At 65.0% G+C, this 20,155-nt stretch carries 19 protein-coding genes; 10 read left to right on the forward strand and 9 right to left on the reverse strand.

Going from position 1 to position 20,155, the window contains the following annotated elements; genetic code table 11:
* Positions 1–141: 141 nt before the first annotated feature.
* The 3 genes from HBH1_RS09810 to HBH1_RS09820 form a co-directional block, all read right to left on the reverse strand.
* A complete protein-coding gene (locus tag HBH1_RS09810) occupies positions 142–900 on the reverse strand; it encodes an SDR family oxidoreductase (protein ID WP_102662613.1) in 759 nt (252 codons plus the stop codon).
* Between the two features lie 155 nt (positions 901–1,055).
* Positions 1,056–1,868, reverse strand: coding sequence for an SDR family NAD(P)-dependent oxidoreductase (locus HBH1_RS09815; RefSeq protein ID WP_102662825.1), 813 nt, complete (start codon positions 1,866–1,868; stop codon positions 1,056–1,058).
* Between the two features lie 128 nt (positions 1,869–1,996).
* Positions 1,997–2,350 (reverse strand): DMT family transporter, encoded by a 354-nt coding sequence (locus HBH1_RS09820; protein ID WP_102662614.1) that lies wholly within the window; start codon positions 2,348–2,350, stop codon positions 1,997–1,999.
* Between the two features lie 175 nt (positions 2,351–2,525).
* Between HBH1_RS09820 and HBH1_RS09825 the strand changes: the two genes are divergently transcribed.
* The 3 genes from HBH1_RS09825 to HBH1_RS09835 all read left to right on the forward strand — a co-directional run bounded on the left by HBH1_RS09825 (position 2,526) and on the right by HBH1_RS09835 (position 4,997).
* Complete coding sequence (locus HBH1_RS09825; protein WP_102662615.1) at positions 2,526–3,290, forward strand: hypothetical protein; 765 nt, start codon at positions 2,526–2,528, stop codon at positions 3,288–3,290.
* Positions 3,291–3,423: 133 nt separating this feature from the next.
* A complete protein-coding gene (locus tag HBH1_RS09830; protein WP_006461163.1) occupies positions 3,424–3,771 on the forward strand; it encodes a DMT family protein in 348 nt (115 codons plus the stop codon).
* The gene (locus HBH1_RS09835) at positions 3,768–4,997 is read left to right on the forward strand and encodes an MFS transporter (protein ID WP_102662616.1); all 1,230 of its coding nucleotides are present in this window, start codon (positions 3,768–3,770) and stop codon (positions 4,995–4,997) included. The genes HBH1_RS09830 and HBH1_RS09835 overlap by 4 nt, the downstream gene beginning before the upstream one ends.
* Before the next feature lie 6 nt (positions 4,998–5,003).
* Here the strand turns inward: HBH1_RS09835 and HBH1_RS09840 are convergent, their stop codons facing one another.
* Positions 5,004–5,747 carry a helix-turn-helix domain-containing protein gene (locus HBH1_RS09840; RefSeq protein ID WP_102662617.1) on the reverse strand — a complete coding sequence of 248 codons (744 nt, stop codon included), beginning with the start codon at positions 5,745–5,747 and terminating at the stop codon, positions 5,004–5,006.
* A gap of 190 nt (positions 5,748–5,937) precedes the next feature.
* On the opposite strand from HBH1_RS09840, the gene HBH1_RS09845 reads away from it, so the two are divergent.
* The 3 genes from HBH1_RS09845 to HBH1_RS09855 are packed head-to-tail and all read left to right on the forward strand — an operon-like array spanning position 5,938 to position 7,578.
* A complete protein-coding gene (locus tag HBH1_RS09845) occupies positions 5,938–6,348 on the forward strand; it encodes a hypothetical protein (RefSeq protein ID WP_102662618.1) in 411 nt (136 codons plus the stop codon).
* A 23-nt stretch (positions 6,349–6,371) separates the two neighbouring features.
* Entirely contained in the window at positions 6,372–7,163 is a 792-nt protein-coding gene (locus HBH1_RS09850) for a DUF2145 domain-containing protein (protein ID WP_102662619.1), read from the forward strand.
* Between the two features lie 34 nt (positions 7,164–7,197).
* Positions 7,198–7,578, forward strand: coding sequence for a c-type cytochrome (locus tag HBH1_RS09855; RefSeq protein ID WP_199181560.1), 381 nt, complete (start codon positions 7,198–7,200; stop codon positions 7,576–7,578).
* A gap of 11 nt (positions 7,579–7,589) precedes the next feature.
* On the opposite strand, the gene HBH1_RS09860 is transcribed toward HBH1_RS09855, so the two are convergent.
* Positions 7,590–8,468, reverse strand: a complete 879-nt coding sequence (locus HBH1_RS09860) for an oxygenase MpaB family protein (RefSeq protein WP_102662827.1) — start codon at positions 8,466–8,468, stop codon at positions 7,590–7,592.
* 418 nt (positions 8,469–8,886) lie between these two features.
* On the opposite strand from HBH1_RS09860, the gene HBH1_RS09865 reads away from it, so the two are divergent.
* The 4 genes from HBH1_RS09865 to HBH1_RS09880 all read left to right on the forward strand — a co-directional run bounded on the left by HBH1_RS09865 (position 8,887) and on the right by HBH1_RS09880 (position 16,526).
* Complete coding sequence (locus HBH1_RS09865) at positions 8,887–12,075, forward strand: efflux RND transporter permease subunit (RefSeq protein ID WP_102662620.1); 3,189 nt, start codon at positions 8,887–8,889, stop codon at positions 12,073–12,075.
* Between the two features lie 3 nt (positions 12,076–12,078).
* Positions 12,079–13,293, forward strand: a complete 1,215-nt coding sequence (locus HBH1_RS09870) for an efflux RND transporter periplasmic adaptor subunit (protein WP_102662621.1) — start codon at positions 12,079–12,081, stop codon at positions 13,291–13,293.
* Positions 13,290–14,798: an efflux transporter outer membrane subunit gene (locus HBH1_RS09875; RefSeq protein WP_102662622.1), complete on the forward strand. Its 1,509-nt coding sequence runs from the start codon at positions 13,290–13,292 to the stop codon at positions 14,796–14,798. The genes HBH1_RS09870 and HBH1_RS09875 overlap by 4 nt, the downstream gene beginning before the upstream one ends.
* Positions 14,799–14,975: 177 nt before the next feature.
* On the forward strand, positions 14,976–16,526 hold the full coding sequence (locus tag HBH1_RS09880) for a methyl-accepting chemotaxis protein (protein ID WP_102662623.1): 1,551 nt from the start codon (positions 14,976–14,978) through the stop codon (positions 16,524–16,526).
* A 13-nt stretch (positions 16,527–16,539) separates the two neighbouring features.
* On the opposite strand, the gene HBH1_RS09885 is transcribed toward HBH1_RS09880, so the two are convergent.
* The 4 genes from HBH1_RS09885 to HBH1_RS09900 all read right to left on the reverse strand — a co-directional run bounded on the left by HBH1_RS09885 (position 16,540) and on the right by HBH1_RS09900 (position 20,094).
* Positions 16,540–17,130 (reverse strand): hypothetical protein, encoded by a 591-nt coding sequence (locus tag HBH1_RS09885; RefSeq protein ID WP_102662624.1) that lies wholly within the window; start codon positions 17,128–17,130, stop codon positions 16,540–16,542.
* 4 nt (positions 17,131–17,134) lie between these two features.
* Positions 17,135–17,713 carry a ComF family protein gene (locus tag HBH1_RS09890; protein ID WP_102662828.1) on the reverse strand — a complete coding sequence of 193 codons (579 nt, stop codon included), beginning with the start codon at positions 17,711–17,713 and terminating at the stop codon, positions 17,135–17,137.
* Positions 17,714–17,914: 201 nt separating this feature from the next.
* On the reverse strand, positions 17,915–18,646 hold the full coding sequence (locus HBH1_RS09895) for a response regulator (RefSeq protein WP_102662625.1): 732 nt from the start codon (positions 18,644–18,646) through the stop codon (positions 17,915–17,917).
* A complete protein-coding gene (locus HBH1_RS09900) occupies positions 18,643–20,094 on the reverse strand; it encodes an ATP-binding protein (protein ID WP_233207580.1) in 1,452 nt (483 codons plus the stop codon). Before HBH1_RS09900 ends, HBH1_RS09895 begins: the two co-directional genes overlap by 4 nt.
* Between the last annotated feature and the right edge of the window lie 61 nt (positions 20,095–20,155).

Consider the following 20,155-nt stretch of genomic DNA (forward strand, 5'->3'; position numbering starts at 1 on the left):
GGGTGGGAGCAGGGTTCATGCTGTCTATCGCTGGCAAGGTGGGGCGGCCGGCCTGCCCGGCGCAGCAGGTGATTGCTGGCGCCGCAGACCGGCCGCTGCCGGGAGGTCGGATAAGACCGGATGAGATCGGATAAGACCGGCTCAGACCGGGATCGGGTTGGCGATCAGCGCTTCGTTGAAACCGTTGACCAGCGCGTGCTCGTTGGCGCCCGGGTTGTCACGCAAGGGCTTGATGGCGTCGACCAGGATTTCCTCATCATCGCCGGCCAGCTTGGCCATGGTTTCGGCGATGAAGGCCTCCAGCGGCATGGCACGCGGATCACCGCTCTTCTTGATCAGGTCGGTGTCGACCCAGGGTGGCGCGATTTCCTGCACCCGCACGTTGGTCTGGCGCAGCATGAAGCGCTGCGACAGCGCGTAGGAGTGCAGGGCTGCCTTGGTGGCTGAATACACCGCCGTCACTGCCAGCGGCACATAGGCCAGCACCGAGGTATTGTGGATGATGGTGGCGCCGGGCTGGGCCTTGAGCAGGTCGATCAGGGCCGAACTCAGGCGGATCGGGCCCAGCAGGTTGGTGTTGATGATGTTGCGGCTGACTTCATCGTCGATGATGCCGCCGGCGTCGTCGAAGGGCATGATGCCGGCATTGTTGATCAGCACGTTGAGCCCCGGATGGCGCGCCTTCAGGGTGGCGGCTGCGGCTTCGATGCTGGCCAGCTCCGAGACGTCGAAGGCGATTGCCTCCATGCCCGGATTGGCGGCGGTGACTTCGTCCAGCAGCGCCTGGCGGCGGCCGCCGATGATGACCTGGTTGCCCAGCTTGTGGAAGGCCTCTGCCAGGGCCCGGCCGATGCCGGAGGTACCACCGGTGATGAAGATGACGTTGTCGGTGAGTTTCATGATGTTGCCTTTCTGAAGAGAAGGTCGTAAGGGGGCTGTGGAGGACTGCCCAGGGGCAGTCGTTCCGGATCGGATCGTTGGTGTCTGGATTGGCTGCGGCCGGTCGGCCGCAATGGTGGATCGATACAGTGCGGCTCAGGGCAGCTCAGTGCAACTCAGTGCGCGGCCGTGTAGCGCGCTGCCGGGACATTGGCCGAGAGCTTGCTGGCCAGGCCCTGGCGGGCGGTCTCGAAGCGGGTCCAGGCGTCTTCCTCGTGCAGCGACGGGATGGTCACCAGTTCGCCGCGCTGGAAGCCGACCAGGGCGGCATCGACCATCTGGTCGGCCGGCATGACGATGGCCGGGTCCAGGTGTTCCACCGGCAGTCCGCCGATGGCCCAGAAGTCGGTCGCGGTGGCGCCGGGCAACACGGCCTGCACCTGCACGCCCTTGGCCGCCAGTTCATGATGCAGCGATTGCGAGAAAGCCAGTACGAAGGCCTTGCTGCCCCCATAGACGCCGTTGAGTATCTCCGGCGCCACGCCGACGATGGAGGAGATATTGATGATCGCGCCCTGGCCGCGTGCCACGAAGCCGGGGACCACGGCATAGGTCAGGCGGGTCGGTGCGGTGACGTTCAGGGCGATCATGTCGGTCATGTGATCGACATTGCTCTGCAGCAGCGGGGTGTGGGTGCCGATGCCGGCATTGTTGACCAGCAGGGTGATGCTGGCATCGCTGCGCAGCTTGTCTTCCACCAGCGCCAGCGACTGGGCCTGGCCCAGGTCGGCTTCCAGCACTTCCACGGTACGGCGGGTGTCGTTGCTGATGCGCTGGGCCAGGGCATTGAGGCGCTCGCGGTTGCGGGCCACCAGGATCAGGTCGTAGCCCAGGCGGGCGAGGCGGTCGGCATACAGGGCGCCGATGCCGGACGAAGCGCCGGTGATGAGGGCGGTACCGCGCTGGGTGGTGGCTTGGGACTGGGTCATGATGTTCTCCTTGGGGTTGTCGGTTGCGATGGAGAGCATCTTATGGCCGCGGCCGATATCCGGAATGACGTAGAAGGTGGTGTTTTCGGACATCCTGACCGGATCCCGTCACCGGTCCCGCGACCCCCTCAATGTGCGGCGCTGCTGGAAAAGATGTTGATCACCAGCACCCCGGCCACGATCAGGGCGATCCCGGCCACCGCCGGCCCGTCCAGGCGCTGGTGGTGGATCAGCCAGGCCGCCAGCGTGATCAGCACGATCCCCACCCCCGACCAGATGGCATAGGCGACGCTGGTGGGCATGCTGCGCAGGGTCAGCGAGAGGCAATAGAAGGACAGGCCGTACCCGAGCACCACCACCAGGGCTGGCAGCACGCGGGTCATGCCGTCGGAAGACTTGAGGGCGGTGGTGGCGATGACTTCGGCGACGATGGCTACGGCCAGGGTCAGGTAAGGCGAGGAGGTGGGCGAGGAAAGGGACATGGGGGCTCCTGTGTAAAAAATGGCGGCGGACAGTGTCCGTTTGCGGACGCTGAAGTGTCACGGAAACGGACACCTGTTCGCAAGCTGAGTTCCTAAGTGATTGAATATAAAGGGATTCGTGGCAGGCATGGGGTTTGCAGAAGAGGGAATACCTCTCACCCCTCAAGGAGTTGTCATGAATCTTTCTTCATCCCCGCTTTCAGCCTCGCTGCGCTCGCTGCGCTCGCTGGCGGCTGCCTCGACCCTGGCCGTGCTGACTTCACTGGTGGCCGCCCATGCCCAGGCACTGCCACCCCCGCCGGCGCCCCTGCCCGGTCCGGTCCCCGCTGCGGGCATGGCGCCGCCTGCCGTGCAAACGCCACCAGCCACCTATGAAGCCGCCCTGACGGCTCAGGCCCCGGTCACCGAAGGCCGCGTCAGCCGCCTGTTGATCAATCCCTATGGCGAGGTCGATGGCCTGCTGGTGGGTGAGCGCACCGTGGTCAAGTTCCCGCCGCACCTGTCGCAGACCTTGCAGGGCGTGGTCAAGCCGGGGCAGTCGGTGCGCGTGTTCGGCCAGGCTGAAGGGGCCGGCACCATCAAGGCCGATGCCATCGTCAATCTCGCCACCGGCCAGACCGTGATCGACCGTCCGCCCGCATTCGACGCCAACCCGCCGCTGCCGCCCCATCTGCGCGCGGCGCAACTACGCCAGCTGTCGGTGCGCGGCAAGATCGCCATGGTCCTCACCGGCCCGCGTGGCGAAGCCAACGGCGTCATCCTCGATGACGGCAGCATCGCCCGCTTTGCGCCCGACAGCGTGCGCATGTCGCTGGAACCCGGCGCGCCGTTTGCTGCCAATGGCTTGGGCACCCGCAACAGCATGGGTACCGCCATCGAGGCCATTGATGTCGGTGCCAGTGCGGACAGCGTGCAACCCTTGTACAGCCGGGTGCGCTGAGGCTGCCCTGCCTGGCTGAGTTGGCCCAGTTGGCTGCGTCACTGATGGTCCCGTCGATGCGCAGCGGATGGCTTTGTGCCATCGGTTGCGCCTCTTTTCCTCCTTGTCGTCATTTTCATAAAGAACAAAAAACATGTCGCCCAAAGTCCTTCCCATCGTCTTCCTGATCATCTCCAACGTCTTCATGACCTTTGCCTGGTACGGCCATCTCAAGTTCGAGAACCGTCCGCTGTACCTGGTGATCCTGGTCAGCTGGATGATCGCCCTGGCCGAATACTGCTTCGCCGTCCCCGCCAATCGCATCGGCCACAGCGTCTACAACGCCGCCGAACTCAAGACCATGCAGGAGGTGATCACGCTGGTGGTGTTCTCGATCTTCTCGGTGCTCTACCTGGGTGAGCAGTTCACCATCAACCATCTGGTCGGGTTTGGCTGCATCTGCCTGGGTGCCTTCTTCATCTTCAAGGGGCCGATAGGATGAACGCCAAGGCCGGCTCCATCGCCTGGCTGTCCAGGCTGAACTTCTTCCTGGCCGACGTGCGCGACGGTCTCGGGCCTTTCCTCGGGGTCTTCCTGATGGGGCAGGGCTGGGCCGCCGACGACATCGGCTATGTGATGACGCTGGGCGGCATTGCCGGCATGCTCGCCACCACACCGGCCGGCGCGCTCACCGATGCGGTGCGCGCCAAGCGCCTGGTGGTCGGGCTGGGATCGGTGCTGGTGGTGGCCGGCTCCTTGCTGCTGCTGGTAGCCCCCAGTTTCACGCTGACCGCCATTTCCCAGGTTGGCACCGGCATCGTCGGCGCCGTCATCGGCCCGGCCATCGCCGGCCTCACCCTGGGCATTGTCGGCCAACAGGGTTTGCCCGCCCAGCTCGGGCGCAACGAAGCCTGGAACCACGCCGGCAATGTCTTCTCGGCGGCCCTGGCCGGTGCGCTCGGTTACTACTGGGGCCTGCCGGCGGTGTTCGTACTGATGGCGGTGATGGCGCTGGCTTCGCTGGTCTGCCTGTCGCGCATCCGCCCGCAGGACATCGATCACGACGTCGCCCGTGGGCTGGACCCGGAACGCGCTGCAGCGGACCCGCAGGTCTCCACCTGGCGCGTGCTGGTCGCCTCGCGCCCGCTGATGCTGCTGGCCCTGGCCATGATGCTGTTCCATCTCGGTAATGCGGCGATGTTGCCCTTGCTGAGCCAGTCGGTGGTGGCGCGCGGCGGTGCCGATCCGGCGCTCTATACCGCGCTCACGGTGATCGTGGCGCAGCTGGTGATGATCCCCACGGCGCTGCTGACAGGCCGCTTCGCTGAACGCCAGGGCTACTGGCTGCCCATCACCATCGCCTTGCTGGCATTGCCGGTGCGCGGCCTGGTGGCCGGCGTGTGGGATTCGCCCTGGGCGCTGCTGCCGGTGCAGATGCTCGATGGCGTCGGTGCCGGCCTGCTGGGCGTGGCCTTGCCGGGTTCGGTGGCGCGCATCCTGCAGGGCAGCGGCCATATCAACATCGGCCTGGGCGCGGTCACCACCATCCAGTCGGTCGGCGCGGCGCTGAGCCCGGCCCTGGCCGGGGTGGTCGCCAAGCATTACGGCTATGGCGCCGCGTTTGCCGCGCTGACCGGGATTGCCGTGCTGGCGCTGCTGGTGTGGGGATGGCTGGCGGAGCGGCGTGATCATGCACCGGGTGGCAGGCCGGCGGTGATGACGGAATAGTTCGCGCTATGGCTTCTCGTCCCGACGCAACTCCAGGAAATACGCTGGCGACCAGGGTCTGAGCGCCACGATCATGGCAGTGCCGGTGCGCCGTTCCAGCGGCAGCGACAGGTCCTGGTGGTGGGCCGCGAGGAAGTCTGCCGAGAGCCGGTTCATGGTCCGTTGGACGGCGGCATTGCTCTCTTCGGAAAGGGTGCCGCTGACCATGATCATCTTTTCGCCCGGCTGGTCGAAGTGCGAATTGAAGAAATCGTTGCGCAACTGGGCACGGAAATATTGCTGGATCGGGCCGCCGGGCAGCCAGGTGAAGTCCTGCGCCACGCGCACCCGGATGCGGTTGTTGGGCAGCAGGTCAAGAATGCCCAGCTTGTCCAGTTGTGCCAGCAGGCGGATGCATTCGGCCGTGCTCATGGCAAACGTCGAGACGATCTCCTCCAGCGTCCACTGGTGTAGGGCATGCACGGCCACCAGCAGCAGCTTGGGATCGGCCACCAGTTTCTTTTCCTGTTCTTCCGTCAGGCGCGACGGCACCGGCTGTTCGGTCACCACCATGCGCGCCAGATCGCTGATCTGGATGCCCAGCAGCGTACAGACCTGGTCCAGCCGCTCCAGCGTGAAGCTGCGTTCGGCGAAGATGCGCTTGACGCTGGCTTCGCTCAGGGCCAGCCCCTTGGCCAGTTGCGCGTAGGTGATGCCGCGCGCCTTGAGCAGGTTCTTCAATGCGTTGACCAGCGATTCCGCCTGGGCCATGGTAATCCCTCCTGGGTTCTCCGTTTATTCACTCTTTCTGGGCCGGTATTGTATTTCGATACCTGATGAAACAGGAATTGCGCTTCGGAATGACACGCTCAACAGCGCTCCCGCCCCTTGTTACATTGCGTCTCGCTGACCCGCCGTCGTGGCAGCAGTTACCCAAAAGTCAAACTACAAGGAGCCCGTCATGAAAAGCCTTTCCCTGCAACGTCTGTCCCTGTCCTGCGCCCTGGTGGCTGCGCTGCTGGCCTCTCCGGTACACGCCCAGTCGCGTAACAGTGATGCGTCCACCGTCTCGGTGGCCGTCTCGGTGATCGTCCCGGCCGTATTCATTTCGGAAGCTGGCCGTTATGTGGTCAAGGGTGTGGAGGGATCGGCCAACGGAACCGTGTATGTGCTGGAAAAAGTGGGAGAGGGCGTCCGTGGATCGATCACGGTGGGCGCCAATGTCAGCGGTGCGGCGTCGGTCGGCGTGGGCGCATCGGTGAGCTTCGTGGCCACCGCGTCCGGCACGCTGATGGTGGCCTCCGGCAAGGTGCTGGCGATCATCCCCAATGCACTGGGCAAGGCCCTGCTGAAGAACGAGAAACTGTCCTGATCCGCACATACCGGGAGACCATCATGCAAACTTCGCAACATCGCATCAAGCATCTGCTGGCCAGCCTGGCCCTGGCCATCACCCTGCCGCTGGCGGCGCATGCCGGGCAGTCCTGCGAACAGACCATCCCCGAGGCCAGCGCCGTGCGCCAGCAACTGGAGATGGCCGTCAGGACGGTCGAGCGGCTCAATGCCAGCGGTGCCGATGTGGCCATCATCGGCCGTATCGGCCAGGACCTGAGCAAGTACCATCAACGCTATTCGCACATCGCCATCGCCTATCGCGATGGCCAGGACTGGTACGTGGTGCACAAGCTCAACGAGTGCGGCACCGCCGTGAGCAACGTCTACGAGCAGGGCATGGGCCAGTTCTTCATGGACAGCCCCTTCCTGCTGGAGGCCTACGTGACCGTGCCGCAGCCGGAGGTGCAGCAGAAGCTGCGCGCGGCCATCGTCCGTCCCCAGGTGACCCGCATGCACGAGCCGCAGTACAGCATGCTGGCCTACCCATGGGCCACCCGTTACCAGCAGTCCAACCAGTGGGTCACCGAAACGCTGGCGACGGCGCTGGAGCCGCAGATCAGCACCCGCGAGCAGGCCCAGGCCTGGCTGAAGTTCAAGGGCTATGCGCCCGATACCTTGCAGCTCGGCCCGCTGACGCGCTTGGGCGGACGCATGTTCAAGGCCAACATCGCTTTTGACGACCATCCCAGCGCCCTGCGCTTCAGCGATAGAATCGAGACCACCACGGCCGATTCGGTGTTCGCCTTCCTGCAGAAGTCGGGCCTCGAAGCCAGCCATTTCGTGATCCAGTAGCGTCCCGCCTCATCAGTCTCAACCCGGAATATCCATGCGCCCGAATCCCTGCCTGACCCTCGCCTTCGCCATTGCCATCATCCCGATGACCGGCCACGCGGCAGGGGATGCGGTGGCCGGGCGCGCTGCCTTCGCCAAGTGCGCCAGCTGCCACGCAGTCGGACCCTCGGCCCGCGCCGGCTTCGGTCCGCAGCTGAGCAACGTGATCGGCCGCAAGGCCGGTTCCACCGCAGATTTCAAGTATTCGCCGGCCATGGCCGGTGCCGGCTTCGTCTGGACCGAGGACAAGCTGCGCGCCTTCCTCAAGGCGCCCAGCGAGGTGGTGCCGGGCAACAAGATGCGCTTCTGGGGCATCGGCAGCGATCGCCAGATCGACGACATCCTGGCCTACCTGCGCAGCGTCCGTCAGCCCTGAAAGAGCGGCCTTCAGCCGTACGGCGGCAAGCCCATGCGCCGCCTTGCCAGATGGATGGAACCGTTGCGCACGGCCCAGCGCAATGGTTGTGCCGCCACCAGTACCGAGCGCCGCAGCAGTTCCCGCCGCCACGGCGGACGCGGCGTGACCCCCAGCATCTCTTGCGCCCAGGGCGGCAGCAGGTCCACCCCGGCGCGCATCATCAGGCGCGTCCATGGCTGCGCCAGCGCGTTCGGCGCGGGGGCATTCAATACCAGCTGCAAGGTCTCGCGGGTGCGTTCGTCGCAGCGCAGTTCGGGGCGCATCGCCTGGATGTATCCGTCCACCGCCATCTGCGAACGCGGTACCTCGCGCGCGCCCAGTGCCTCGGCGACCCGGGCGATCTCGTCGAAATACTGGTCCTGGCGCACCGCCGGAAAATCCGGCCGACGATAGCGCAGATAAGCCTGCAGGAAGCAATGCACCTCGGCCACATGCACCCAGGTCAGCAGATCAGGATCGCTGGCGGAATAGGCGCGTCCGTCCGGCGCCACGCCCTTGACCACGAGATGGATGCGCTTGACCCGCTCGATGAGGCGCTCGGCGTCGGCGTGGCTGCCGAAAGTGGTGCCGGCGATGAATTGTGCGGTCGCGCGCAGGCGCGCCAGCATGTCGGCCTGGAAGTTGGAGTGATCCCACACCCCGGCCAGTGGTAGCGGATGCAACATCTGCAACAGTAAAGCCGCCACGCCGCCGGTGAGCATGGCCGTGAAATCGCTGTGGACCTGCCAGGCTGCCGAGTCCGGACCGAACAGGCCGGGGTCGCCCGGCGGCTGCAGGAAGTCGGCACTGCCAGGGCCGCGGCTGATGGAGAGGACACTGGCTTCGATGCGCTGGCGCAGGAATTCCATGATGCAGGGAGAGTGCAGGGACAAGGTGAAGGAAGGGCAGTGTGCCATAGCGGCGCCTTTCCTGCCGGTCGCCACATGTGGCGTTTTTCCGGTTGTGCTTGCAGCCGGTGAGAAGTCCTTCGCTGACATTTCTGTCAGAAAGCGATTTGTCGAAAAGCCTTCTGCAAGGCGGCTCCGAGGCCGCTACAATAGCCCTCGCCGCACGGCCCACGAAGAATAAAACCGGGCTCCGGCAAGCTCATCGGATTCAGGGAACGCAGGCCGGCGACCGGGGAAAAGCGCCAGTCTGCGCCACATAGAACAAAGCACAGCAGGAGAGCAAGGTCGGTGCCGCACGGGGCGCCGGTTCATGGCATGGGCAGGCTGCATGACGCAGGCTGCCCGGTCGATCCTGCCCGCCTTACAGGGATAGCAGTTCATGAACATGGTCGCGCTGGCGTTGCGCCGCCCGTACACCTTCATCGTGATGGCCTTGCTGATCGTGCTGGCCACGCCATTGACGCTGAAGAACATGGCCACCGACATCTTCCCCGAGATCAATATCCCGGTGGTCTCCATCATCTGGAACTACAACGGCCTGTCGGCGCAGGAGATGGGGCAGCGCATCGCCGCCCAGAACGAGCGCGGACTGACCACCGTGGTCAGCGACATCGAACACATCGAGTCGCAATCCCTGGCCGGGGTGTCGGTGATCAAGGTGTTCTTCCAGCCCAAGGCCAACATCCAGCAGGCGATCGCCCAGGTGGTGGCCTCGGTGCAGTCGCAGATCCGCCAGCTGCCGCCGGGCATCACGCCGCCGCTGGTGATCAAGTATTCCGCCTCCAGCATCCCGGTGATGCAGCTGGCGCTGTCCTCGCCCACGCTGCCCGAGCAGGCCGTCTTTGACGCCGCCGTGCAGACGCTGCGTCCCCAGCTCATCACCATCCCCGGCGTGGCCGTCCCCTTTCCCTACGGCGGCAAGACGCGCCTGATCTCGGTGGACCTGGATACGCCGGCCATGCAGTCACGCGGCCTGGCCCCCATCGACGTGGTCAACGCCATCAATACGCAGAACCTGATCCTGCCCTCCGGCACGGCCAAGTTCGGCGGCACCGAATATTCGGTCAAGATCAACGGTTCGCCCGAAGCCGTGGCCGGCCTCAACGAACTGCCGGTACGGACCACCAACGGCGCCACCATCTATCTCAAGGATGTGGCCAACGTGCGCGACGGCTTCTCGCCGCAGACCAACGTGGTGCGCCAGGACGGCGCGCGCGGCGTGCTGCTGTCCATCTTGAAGAACGGCGGCGCCTCCACCCTGGACATCGTGGACAACCTGCGCAAGCTCCTGCCCGCCGCCGCCCAGACCCTGCCGGAAGACATCAAGATCACGCCGCTGTTCGACCAGTCGCTGTTCGTGAAGGCGGCCGTGACCGGCGTCATCAGCGAGGCGCTCATCGCCGCCGGCCTGACGGCCGCCATGGTGCTGCTGTTCCTGGGTAACTGGCGCAGTACGCTCATCATCGGCCTGACCATTCCGCTGTCCATCATGGCGGCGATCCTGATGCTGGCCGCCCTGGGCGAGACCCTGAACCTGATGACCCTGGGCGGCCTGGCGCTCTCGGTGGGCATCCTGGTGGACCAGGCCATCGTCACCATCGAGAACATCGAGCGTCACCTGCACCTGGGCCGTCCGCTGCACGACGCCATCACCGTCGGCGCCGGCGAGATCGGTGTGCCGGCCTTCGTGGCCACGCTGTGCATCTGCATCGTGTTCGTGCCGATGTTCTTCCTCTCCGGCGTGGCGCGTTTCCTGTTCGTGCCGCTGGCCGAAGCCGTGGTCTTTGCCATGGCTGCCTCCTACATCCTCTCGCGCACCCTGGTGCCGACGCTGGTGATGCTGCTCATGGGTAGCCACGGCCAGGTCGACAGCGCCAAGGCCAGCCTGCTGCAGCGCCTGTACCGCGCCTTCGACAACCGTTTCGAGCGGGTGCGCCATGGCTATACGCTGGTGTTGTCCTCGCTGCTGGCGCACCGGCGTCGCTTCGCGCTGGGCTTCCTGGGGTTCTGCCTGCTGTCCTGCCTGCTGTATCCCTTCCTCGGCCGTGACTTCTTCCCCAACGTGGATGGCGGCCAGATCCGCCTGCACATGCGCATGCCCACCGGCACCCGCATCGAGGAGACCGCGCGTGCCGCCGATGAGGTCGAGCGCGTCATCCGCAGCCTGATCCCGGCCTCCGAACTGGAGACCATCCTCGATAACCTGGGCGTGCCCAATTCCGGCATCAACCTGTCCTACAGCAATGCCGGCACCATCGGCACCCTCGACGGCGAAATCCTGATGGCTCTGAAGGAAGGCCACCGTCCCACCGAGGAACTGGTGTCCATGCTGCGCGAGCAATTGCCGCGCCGCTTCCCCGGCATCGAGTTCTTCTTCCAGCCGGCCGACATCGTCACCCAGATCCTGAACTTCGGCCTGCCGGCGGCCATCGACGTGCAATTCACCGGCCCCAACATGGAAGCCAATGCGCGCCTGGCGGCCGAGCTGACGCGCAAGATCAGGCAGATTCCCGGCGCGGTGGACGCCCACGTCCACCAGCGGCTGGACGGTCCCTCGCTGGACCTGCGCATGGATCGCACGCGCCTGCAGCAGTTCGGCCTGTCGGCCTCCAATGTCGGCCAGAACCTCCTGATCGCCCTGTCCGGCAGTTCGCAGACGCAGCCGGCCTTCTGGCTCAATCCCAATAACGGTGTGGTCTACAGCATTGCGGTGCAGTCCCCGCAATACCAGGTCGATTCGCTCGATTCCCTGCTCAATATCCCGGTCGGGGCGGGCGCCAATGCCACCACCCCGCCGCAAATGCTGGGCAACCTGGTCGATGTGCATGCCGGACGCCAGATGGCCGTGGCCTCGCGCTACAACATCTCGCCGGCCATCGATGTCTATGTCAGCGTGCAGGGGACCGACCTGGCCAGCGTGGCCGGCAAGGTGACGGCCCTGGTGGAAGAGATCAAGCCCAAGCTGGCCCGTGGCAGCCAGGTGGTGATCCGCGGCCAGGTGGAAACCATGCAGTCTTCCTTCATCGGCCTGGGCGTCGGCCTGGCCATGGCCATCGTGCTGGTGTACCTGCTGGTGGTGGTCAACTTCCAGTCGTGGGTGGACGCCGCCATCATCATCGCCGCGCTGCCTGCCGCACTGGCCGGCATCGCCTGGATGCTCTTCATCACCGGCACCACGCTCTCGGTGCCGGCCCTGACCGGCGCCATCATGACCATGGGCGTGGCCACCGCCAACAGTATCCTGATCGTGGCCTTTGCGCGGCAGCGCCGGGAAGAGGGGGCCACCCCGCTGGCGGCCGCGCTGGAAGCCGGCTCCACCCGTATCCGCCCGGTGCTGATGACGGCACTGGCCATGATCATCGGCATGATTCCCATGGCCCTGGGCCTGGGCGAGGGTGCCGAACAGAACGCGCCGCTGGGGCGTGCCGTGATCGGTGGGCTCATGCTGGCCACCGTATCGACCTTGTTTTTCGTGCCGGTGGTGTTTGCCGGCGTGCATCAGAGACTGGCCCGCCGCGCCGAGAAGCGCCGCCATCCCGTGGCCGGGCCCGCGCATCAGGAGTCTTGAACCATGTCGCATGACCGTCATTCCGAACTCGGTATCCACCCCCTTTCCGAGGGCGAGCCGCAACAGCGCCAGCAGATGATGAAGCGCGCCCGGCTGGTGCTGGTGGTGGTGCTGATCCTGCTGGCCGCAGGCGCGGCGCGTACCATCATCAGCCGCACGGCCAACGCACGCGCCCTGGAAGCCGGCACCGCCGAGCGCGCCAAGGTGTTCGTGCGCGTGACCGAAGCGCGCAGCAGCGCCGATGGCCAGACCCTGGCCCTGCCGGGGACCTTGCAGGGCTTCGTGCAGTCGCCCATCTCGGCGCGTTCCGGCGGCTACCTCAAGCGCTGGTACAAGGACATCGGCGCCGAGGTCAAGAAGGGCGACCTGCTGGCCGAACTGGATACCCCGGAAATCGACCAGCAACTCTCGCAGGCCCTGGCCGCCCGCCAGCAGGCCGCCTCCAGCATGGAACTGGCCAAGAGCTCGATGGCCCGCTGGGAAGCCCTGCGCAAGAAGGATGCGGTTTCGCAGCAGGAACTGGATGAGCGCCGCAGCGCCTTCGCCCAGGCCAGCTCCAACCTGGCGGCAGCCGACGCCAACGTCGAACGGTTGCGCCAGGTGGAGGGCTTCAAGCGCATCGTGGCACCGTTCTCGGGCATCATCACGCGCCGCAACGTGGACGTGGGCGACCTGATCGATCCGGGCGCAGGGCGCTCGCTGTTCGTGCTCTCGCAGACCGATCCGCTGCGGGTCTATGTCAACGTGCCGCAGTCCTATGCCAACCTGGTCAAGCCGGGCCAGCAGGTCACGGTCACCCAGTCCGAACTGCGCGGCCGCAAGTTCGAAGGCAAGGTGGCGCGTACTGCGGGGTCCATCGATCCGGCCACCCGCTCCATGCAGATCGAGGTGACCCTGGCCAATGCCGATAACGCCTTGCTGCCCGGTGCCTTCGTGCAGGTGGCACTGCCCCTGAAACCCAGCGGCACCTTGCTGGTGGCGGCCGATACGCTGATGTTCCGGCGCGACGGTTCGCTGGTGGCGGCCGTCGATGAGCAGAACAAGGTGCAGCTCAAGAAGGTCAGGCTGGGGCGCAACTTCGGGCTCACAGTGGAAGTGCTGGAGGGTTTGAGCGGCAAGGAAAAACTGATCCTCAATCCCTCCGATTCGCTGTCCGAAGGTGACCAGGTCGAACCCACCCTGGAGCAGCCCGCTCCAGCGAAGAAGGCCGCATCATGAAGCTGCGCCGCCCGCCGGCCGCACTGGTCATGCTGACCTGCGCCCTGGCACTCACTGCCTGCGCCAGCGGCCCCGACTACGTCAAGCCGACGCTGGACATGCCCGCCGCCTGGACGCCGGAAGCTCCCTGGCGCAGCATGCAGCCGCAGGATGAGGTCGCGCGCGGCCCCTGGTGGGAGCGCTTCGGCGATGCCCAGCTCAACGCCTTGCAACAGCAGGCGCAGGCCGGCAACCAGACGCTGGCCATTGCCACCGCGCGGCTGGCCCAGGCACGGGCGCAACTGGATGTGAGCGGGGCGGCGCAGGCGCCGCAGGTCGGCATCAGCAGCCGTGCCGCGCGTGCGCGCATCTCGGCCAACCGGCCGCTGACCAACTACAATTCGCCCAATTACGCGACCGTACAAAACGATTTCGCGCTGGGCTTGACTGTCAGTTACGAACTGGATTTCTTCGGCCGTGTACGACGCTCGGTGGAAGCGGCCGGCGCCGCCCTCCAGCAATCGGCCGCCGATCTCGAAAACACCCGCCTCCTGATCAGCGCCGACCTGGCCAGCAACTATTTCAACCTGCGTGAACTGGATGTCGAACTGGACGTGGTCCGGCGCGCCATCGAACTGCAGCGCAAGGCGCTGGACCTGGCCACGTCGCGGCACGACCTGGGCGCCACTTCCGGGCTGGATGTGGCCCAGCAACAGGCCCTGCTCGACACCACGCTGACCCAGGTCGATCTGCTGGGCCGCCAGCGCGCCCAGTACGAGCACGCCATCGCCACCCTGACCGGCACGCCCGCTCCCGGCTTTGCAATCGCCCCCTCGCTGGCGCCGATCGCCTTGCCGCCCATCCCGCTGGGCGTGCCATCGGACGTGCTGGAACGCCGCCCCGACGTCGCCTCGGCCGAGCGCGCCATGGCGGCGGCCAATGCCCAGATCGGCGTGGCCAGCGCGGCCTACTATCCCAGCTTCATGCTGCAACCCTCCTATGGCGTGGACAGCCGCAACTGGGGCGCGCTCTTCAACGCGCCCAGCGTGCTGTGGTCGCTCGGGGTATCGGCCTCGCAAAGCCTGTTCGATGCCGGCCGCCTGCGCGCCGGCGTGGACTTCAGCAAGGCTGGCTACCAGGCTACCGTGGCCGGTTACCGGCGTACCGTGCTGACCGCCATGCAGGAGGTGGAAGACGGCATCACCGGCATCGCCGCCCTGGACCGGGCCTATCGGCAATCCCAGTCGGCCATCGCCAGTGCGCGTCGGGTGCTGGACATCGCCACCAGCCGCTACGAAGGTGGTGCCACGCCTTATCTCGATGTGATCACCGCGCAACAGTCCCTGCTCAACAGCGAGCGCCAGGCGGCGCAATTGATGGGGCAGCGGCTGCTGGTGTCGGTATTCCTCATCAAAGCTCTCGGGGGCGACTGGCAGGATCGCCGCGAGAGTGCGCAGCAGGTCGGTACAGCGTCAGCTCCGGCACTTGCGCAATTGCCAATCTTATCGCCGCAAGAGAACGACTGATGTGATGGTCTGACCAATATGACCGGCCGGAAACCCGCTTGCTGACGGGCTTGTCAGTTCCACGTGGCAAGTCCGGCAATTGCCCGGTAAACCCCCGCGTAATCAGCGATATGGCCCGTTCACGACCTGCCTAGAATCGACTCTGCATTCCAGCACTGTGAGAATAACGAGGCATACATGAACTGGTTCAACAATCTGAAGATCGCCCGGAAACTGATCCTTTCCTTTGCTGCCGTCATCATCCTGACGGTCATCCTGGGGGTATTTGCGATCCGCGAGCTCAAGGCGGTGAACCAGGCCTCCACCGACATGGCCAGCAACTGGCTGCCGACCATCAAGGCCGCGCAGGCGATCCAGGCTTCGCTGCCGCGCATGCGCATCTCCGAACTGCAGATGATCACCGCGGCCAACCCTGCCGAACGCGAAGACGCGCTCAAGGCCATCAAGTCGCGCCTGGAGATCCTGGCGAAGCAGCGCGCCGCCTACGAAAAGCAGATTTCGGAGGCCGAGGAAAAGCTGGTCTACGAAAAATTCTCCAAGAATTTCGCCAGCTATCTTGAGATCAATCGCAAGCTCGCCGACATCTCCGGCGAAGGCAAGGAAGAAGACGCCCGCGCCATGTTCAAGGGCGACTCCAACAAGACCTTCCGCAGCATGCTGGAAAACATGGACGAGATCGTCAAGATCAACGACGCCGGCAGCGCCCGCTCCGACCAGGACGCCAGCGACGTGTTCGACGCTGCGCGCAAGTGGATCATCGGCCTGCTGGTGGCCATCGTGGTGATTGCCTTTGCCCTGGCCGCAGCGGTGGCGCGCGCGGTGTCGCGACCCCTGAACGAAGCGGTGAGCGTGGCCGAGCGGGTGGCGCAGGGCGACCTGACCGTGGAAATCCGCTCCTACAGCAAGGATGAGACGGGCATGCTGATGCATTCCCTGCGCGCCATGAATGACAGCCTGCACAAGATCGTCAGCGAGGTGCGCACCGGCACCGATGCCATCACTACCGCCTCGCAGGAAATCGCCACCGGCAACCTCGACCTGTCTTCGCGCACCGAGCAACAGGCTGGCTCCCTGGAAGAGACCGCCTCGGCCATGGAAGAACTGACCTCCACCGTCAAGCAGAACGCCGACAACGCCCGCCAGGCCAACCAGCTGGCGGCCTCGGCCTCCGACATCGCCAGCCAGGGGGGCGAAGTGGTGCACCAGGTGGTGCAGACCATGGAAGGCATCACCGAGAGTTCCAGCCGCATTGCCGACATCATCAGCGTGATCGACGGCATCGCCTTCCAGACCAACATCCTGGCGCTGAACGCAGCCGTGGAGGCGGCCCGTGCCGGCGAGCAGGGCCGCGGTTTCGCCGTGGTGGCCTCCGAAGTGCGCTCACTGGCCCAGCGTTCGGCCTCGGCGGCCAAGGAGATCAAGCAGCTCATCGATGATTCGGTAGAAAAGGTCGGCGCCGGCAGTCAGCTGGTCGAGCGCGCCGGTGCCACCATGAGCGAGGTGGTCGCCAGCGTGCGCCGCGTCACCGACGTGGTGGCCGAGATCAGCGCCGCCAGCCACGAGCAGAGCACCGGCATCGAGGAGATCAACCGCGCCATCACCCAGATGGACGAAGTCACACAGCAGAACGCCGCGCTGGTGGAAGAAGCCGCTGCCGCCGCGCAGTCGCTACAGGACCAGGCCGGACGGCTGACGCAGGTGGTCAGCGTGTTCAAGATCCAGCGCTGATGCCGGTCGCTGCTCAGTGATGCACAATGATGGCGGGGCGTTCCGCCAGCAGGGACAACTGCTGTTCGCGTGAGCGTAGCACGCCGACCTTCTCGGACAGGCCGATCTTGACATCGGCTTTCCTGCGGTCCGGAGACGGCATGTAGTCCAACAATTGTTCGAGTGCCTCCACGCTCTTGATTGCGTGAAAGCTCTTCAGCTTGTCCACAAAAGCCAAGGAATATTTTTTTCGGCTGAGCAGTTCGATCACGTTGCTCAGCGTGCCGGTACTCTTTGCATCCCAGATCATCAGACCGGAATCGGCCGCTTCCGCCATCGCCAGGTCCTTTGCCGTGAAATAGGCTCTCGATCCGGGACTGTGATAGCTCTTGACCTGGTGTATGGCCCATTGGCCGATGTTGTTGCGCGGAACGTTGCCGGTGCAGAAGACGGTGACATGCTGGTAGCGTTGGTCGGCCAGGAACTGCTGAATGGACGCGTCCGCGCCGTCGGCATCTCCGACGATCACATCGAATTTCTGATGCACGATGTTCATGATCCGATCCTGCACCTTGGCATCCAGGTGCCGGATGGTGATTGACCCGCCAATAAAAACGGTCGTCATTGATCTACCTCCATGTCAGCGCCGCCACATAAATCTGTCCGATTTTCTCATAAGTCCGTAGTACATCGGACGCCGCATCGAGTGTGGCCCCGGTGTGATACAGGTCGTCCAAAAGCAGCGCGTTCCACCTCCCCGTATTGGTAATCAGCCGGTTCAGGGTGAGGGTTCCGGCGAGGGCCACCTCCTTTTCTGAGCGTACATGAAGGTCCTTCAACGCCGGTCCGCTTGCTGTCTTGCGTAACAGTTCAAAGACCGGCTTGCCAGTGATCTGACCCAGCATATCTGCCACCGCCGTGACCGGTTGCACCGCGCGCCCTGCACTTGCAGCCATCGGGATGATCAGGCCGAACGCCGGTAACAAGGGCAGGATACTGCTTTGTATTGCCCGTGCCAGGGGGAGAACATATTGCCACTGCTGCCGGTACTTGAGCTGGTAGAGCGCCTCCCCCGCGTCGCTGCGCCTGGTGTCGAAGAGCATATGGCCATATTCGTCATGGCCGGTAGGGATGCTATAGAGACTGTGTTTGTCGAGGACAAAACCGAGATCGAATTTGCCGAAGATTTTCTTGATGTTGACCCGCATGTGCTCCGCCCATAGTGACTGTGGATGCAACAGCCAGACGTGCTTGCAAGTCATCTCCCAAGAGTCCTGTACCTTTCCGTTTCCTGAAAATCCGGTACCGTCCGCTGCTGCCAGCGGACGGTAAACCTCATTTGCCGGATTGATCGATTCTGATCCGAACTAAGCTTCCTTCGCCAAATTTTTTCGTTGCGCGGCCGGTCGCTATGTCGACGGCAACTCGAAGCAATACCCCACCCCGTACACCGCCTGGATCGCGTTATGACCAGGGAAGAACGGTTCCAGCTTGCGCCGCAGGTTCTTGATGTGGGTATCGATGACGCGGTCGGTGACCGGGCGGTCGTCGTCGTGCAGGTGGTTGAGCAACTGCTCGCGTGAAAATACCTGGCCCGGTGCGGCGGCGAAGGTCTTGAGCAGGCGCAGTTCCAGTGGCGTCAGGTTCAGCGGCTCGCCGCGCACGCTGGCCTGGTGCCGCAGTTCGTCGATGTGCAGCAACTCCGCAGCGGTCGGGCTCGTCTGTGCCTGGGCGCGTTGCACCAGCGCATTGCGCCTGAGCATGGACTTGACCCGCGCCACCACTTCACGCGGCGAAAACGGTGCCTTGCTGATGTAGTCGTCCGCACCCAGTTCCAGACCACGCAGGCGATCCTCTTCTTCGGCACGGGCGGTCAGCATCAGGATGGGCACGTCGCAGAAGCTGCGCAGGCGGCGGCAGATTTCCCAGCCATCCATTCCCGGCAGCATGATATCGAGCAGGATCAGGTCCGGGCGCTGCTGCTGCACCGCTGCGACGACGGCATCGCCCCGCGCCACATGGCGTGACTGGTAGCCGGCTGCGGCGAGATATTTCTGCAGCAGTTCGGCCAGCTTGGGCTCGTCCTCGACGATGAGGATGTCGGCGCTCTGGGGCGGCTGGAAGTGGAAGGTTTCGCTCATGGCTGCTCCTCGAACCGCGCTGGCAGCACCACCGTGACGCGCAGGCCGCCCGTGGGCGAGGCGCTGGCCGCGATGCTGCCCTGGTGCGCATCGACGATGCGGCGGCAGATCGCCAGCCCGAGTCCGGCACCACCACTGGCGCGATTGCGCGAACTCTCGACCCGGAAGAAGCGCTCGAACAGGCGCGCCATCGCCTCCGGCGGCACGCCCGGCGCGCTGTCGTCGAAGACCAGATGCCAGTGCTGTTCCTGCAGGCTGGCCTGCAGGTGCAGGCCGCCGCCGGCATCGGTGTAGCGCAGGCTGTTTTCGAAGAGGTTGTTGAACAGTTGCTGCAGGCGCGCGCCATCGGCATGCACCGGCATGGCCGCCGGCAGTTGTGCCGTCAGGGTCAGGCCGCGCTGGCTGAAGCGCTCGCCATAGACCTGCACGCTGGTACGCAACAGCGGCAAGAGATCCATGTCCGTCTGGCGATAGGCCAGCGCACCGGCGTCCGCCAGTGACAGGTCGTAAAGGTCACCCACCAGCTTGTTGAGATGTTCCACCTCGCTCTTGAGCGAGCGCAGGGTCTGCGCGTCCGGTTGCATGACGCCGTCTTCCAGTGCTTCCAGCTGACCGTTGAGGATGCCCAGCGGCGTGCGCAGTTCATGCGAGACGTCGGCCATGAATTCGCGCCGCAGTTGCTCGTTGCGCTCCAGGGTCATGGCCAGCTGGTTGAAGTCCTGCGCCAGCCGTCCCACCTCGTCGCCGGACTCGACCTCGACCCGGGTTGCGTAGTCGCCGCCGGCCAGCCGGTGGGTGGCGCGCGCCACCCGGGTGAGCGGGCGTGTCAGCACGCCGGAGATGCGCACCACCAGAAATGCCGCCAGCATCACCGCCACCACCGCAATGATGAGCTGCGCCAGGAACTGGCTCTGCTGGAAGCGCAGGTCGATGGCACCGATCACGTTTTCGAAGGGCGTCTGTGCCACCCAGCCGACGATCGTGTCGTCCAGCAGCAGCGGTCGCAGGCGCGCATCGGGACCGATGTTGGGATAACCGATCACCAGTTGCCGATGGGCATCCAGCAAGGAAAAGCGCAGCGTGGCGCCGGTCAGGTCGGATGGGGTCAGCGGCGGGCCAGATGGCGGCACCACGCCGTTGTGCTCGACGATGGCCGGTTTCATCAGTTCGAACCAGACCCGTGGCTGGCCACGGATGAAGTCCCAGTTGCCGTGCTCGCGATAGGCCTGTTCCAGGCGCGGCACCATGTCTTCCATGCGTTGCTGGGCCTGTTCGTTGAGATAGCCGAGGAAGTCGCGGTTGAAGATGTAGTGCCCGGCGCCATTGATGGCGGCGATCAGCGCCACGATCAGCGCCAGCATCGCGTAGAACAGTTTCAGGCGGATGTTGGCGCGGTGGAAGAAGCGGTCGGACAGCGCCGCCAGCGAGTGGGCGATGGACTTGAACACGGGGGCCGGGAATGACAGGACAAGGCGCCAGCTTAACAAGATAGTCGCATGGCGGCGAGCG

The organism is Herbaspirillum sp. BH-1 (assembly GCF_002870055.1).
Lineage (GTDB): Bacteria > Pseudomonadota > Gammaproteobacteria > Burkholderiales > Burkholderiaceae_D > Herbaspirillum > Herbaspirillum frisingense.

Bases quoted from the DNA above. Each gene is read 5' to 3' on its own strand.
- HBH1_RS09830 (WP_006461163.1), top strand. From the start codon at position 3,424: ATGTCGCCCAAAGTCCTTCCCATCGTCTTCCTGATCATCTCCAACGTC.
- HBH1_RS09825 (WP_102662615.1), top strand. From the start codon at position 2,526: ATGAATCTTTCTTCATCCCCGCTTTCAGCCTCGCTGCGCTCGCTGCGC.
- HBH1_RS09865 (WP_102662620.1), top strand. From the start codon at position 8,887: ATGAACATGGTCGCGCTGGCGTTGCGCCGCCCGTACACCTTCATCGTG.
- HBH1_RS09820 (WP_102662614.1), bottom strand. From the start codon at position 2,350: ATGTCCCTTTCCTCGCCCACCTCCTCGCCTTACCTGACCCTGGCCGTA.
- HBH1_RS09895 (WP_102662625.1), bottom strand. From the start codon at position 18,646: ATGAGCGAAACCTTCCACTTCCAGCCGCCCCAGAGCGCCGACATCCTC.
- HBH1_RS09860 (WP_102662827.1), bottom strand. From the start codon at position 8,468: ATGGAATTCCTGCGCCAGCGCATCGAAGCCAGTGTCCTCTCCATCAGC.
- HBH1_RS09810 (WP_102662613.1), bottom strand. From the start codon at position 900: ATGAAACTCACCGACAACGTCATCTTCATCACCGGTGGTACCTCCGGC.
- HBH1_RS09870 (WP_102662621.1), top strand. From the start codon at position 12,079: ATGTCGCATGACCGTCATTCCGAACTCGGTATCCACCCCCTTTCCGAG.
- HBH1_RS09890 (WP_102662828.1), bottom strand. From the start codon at position 17,713: ATGCGGGTCAACATCAAGAAAATCTTCGGCAAATTCGATCTCGGTTTT.
- HBH1_RS09845 (WP_102662618.1), top strand. From the start codon at position 5,938: ATGAAAAGCCTTTCCCTGCAACGTCTGTCCCTGTCCTGCGCCCTGGTG.
- HBH1_RS09880 (WP_102662623.1), top strand. From the start codon at position 14,976: ATGAACTGGTTCAACAATCTGAAGATCGCCCGGAAACTGATCCTTTCC.
- HBH1_RS09835 (WP_102662616.1), top strand. From the start codon at position 3,768: ATGAACGCCAAGGCCGGCTCCATCGCCTGGCTGTCCAGGCTGAACTTC.
- HBH1_RS09840 (WP_102662617.1), bottom strand. From the start codon at position 5,747: ATGGCCCAGGCGGAATCGCTGGTCAACGCATTGAAGAACCTGCTCAAG.
- HBH1_RS09885 (WP_102662624.1), bottom strand. From the start codon at position 17,130: ATGACGACCGTTTTTATTGGCGGGTCAATCACCATCCGGCACCTGGAT.
- HBH1_RS09850 (WP_102662619.1), top strand. From the start codon at position 6,372: ATGCAAACTTCGCAACATCGCATCAAGCATCTGCTGGCCAGCCTGGCC.
- HBH1_RS09875 (WP_102662622.1), top strand. From the start codon at position 13,290: ATGAAGCTGCGCCGCCCGCCGGCCGCACTGGTCATGCTGACCTGCGCC.
- HBH1_RS09815 (WP_102662825.1), bottom strand. From the start codon at position 1,868: ATGACCCAGTCCCAAGCCACCACCCAGCGCGGTACCGCCCTCATCACC.
- HBH1_RS09855 (WP_199181560.1), top strand. From the start codon at position 7,198: ATGCGCCCGAATCCCTGCCTGACCCTCGCCTTCGCCATTGCCATCATC.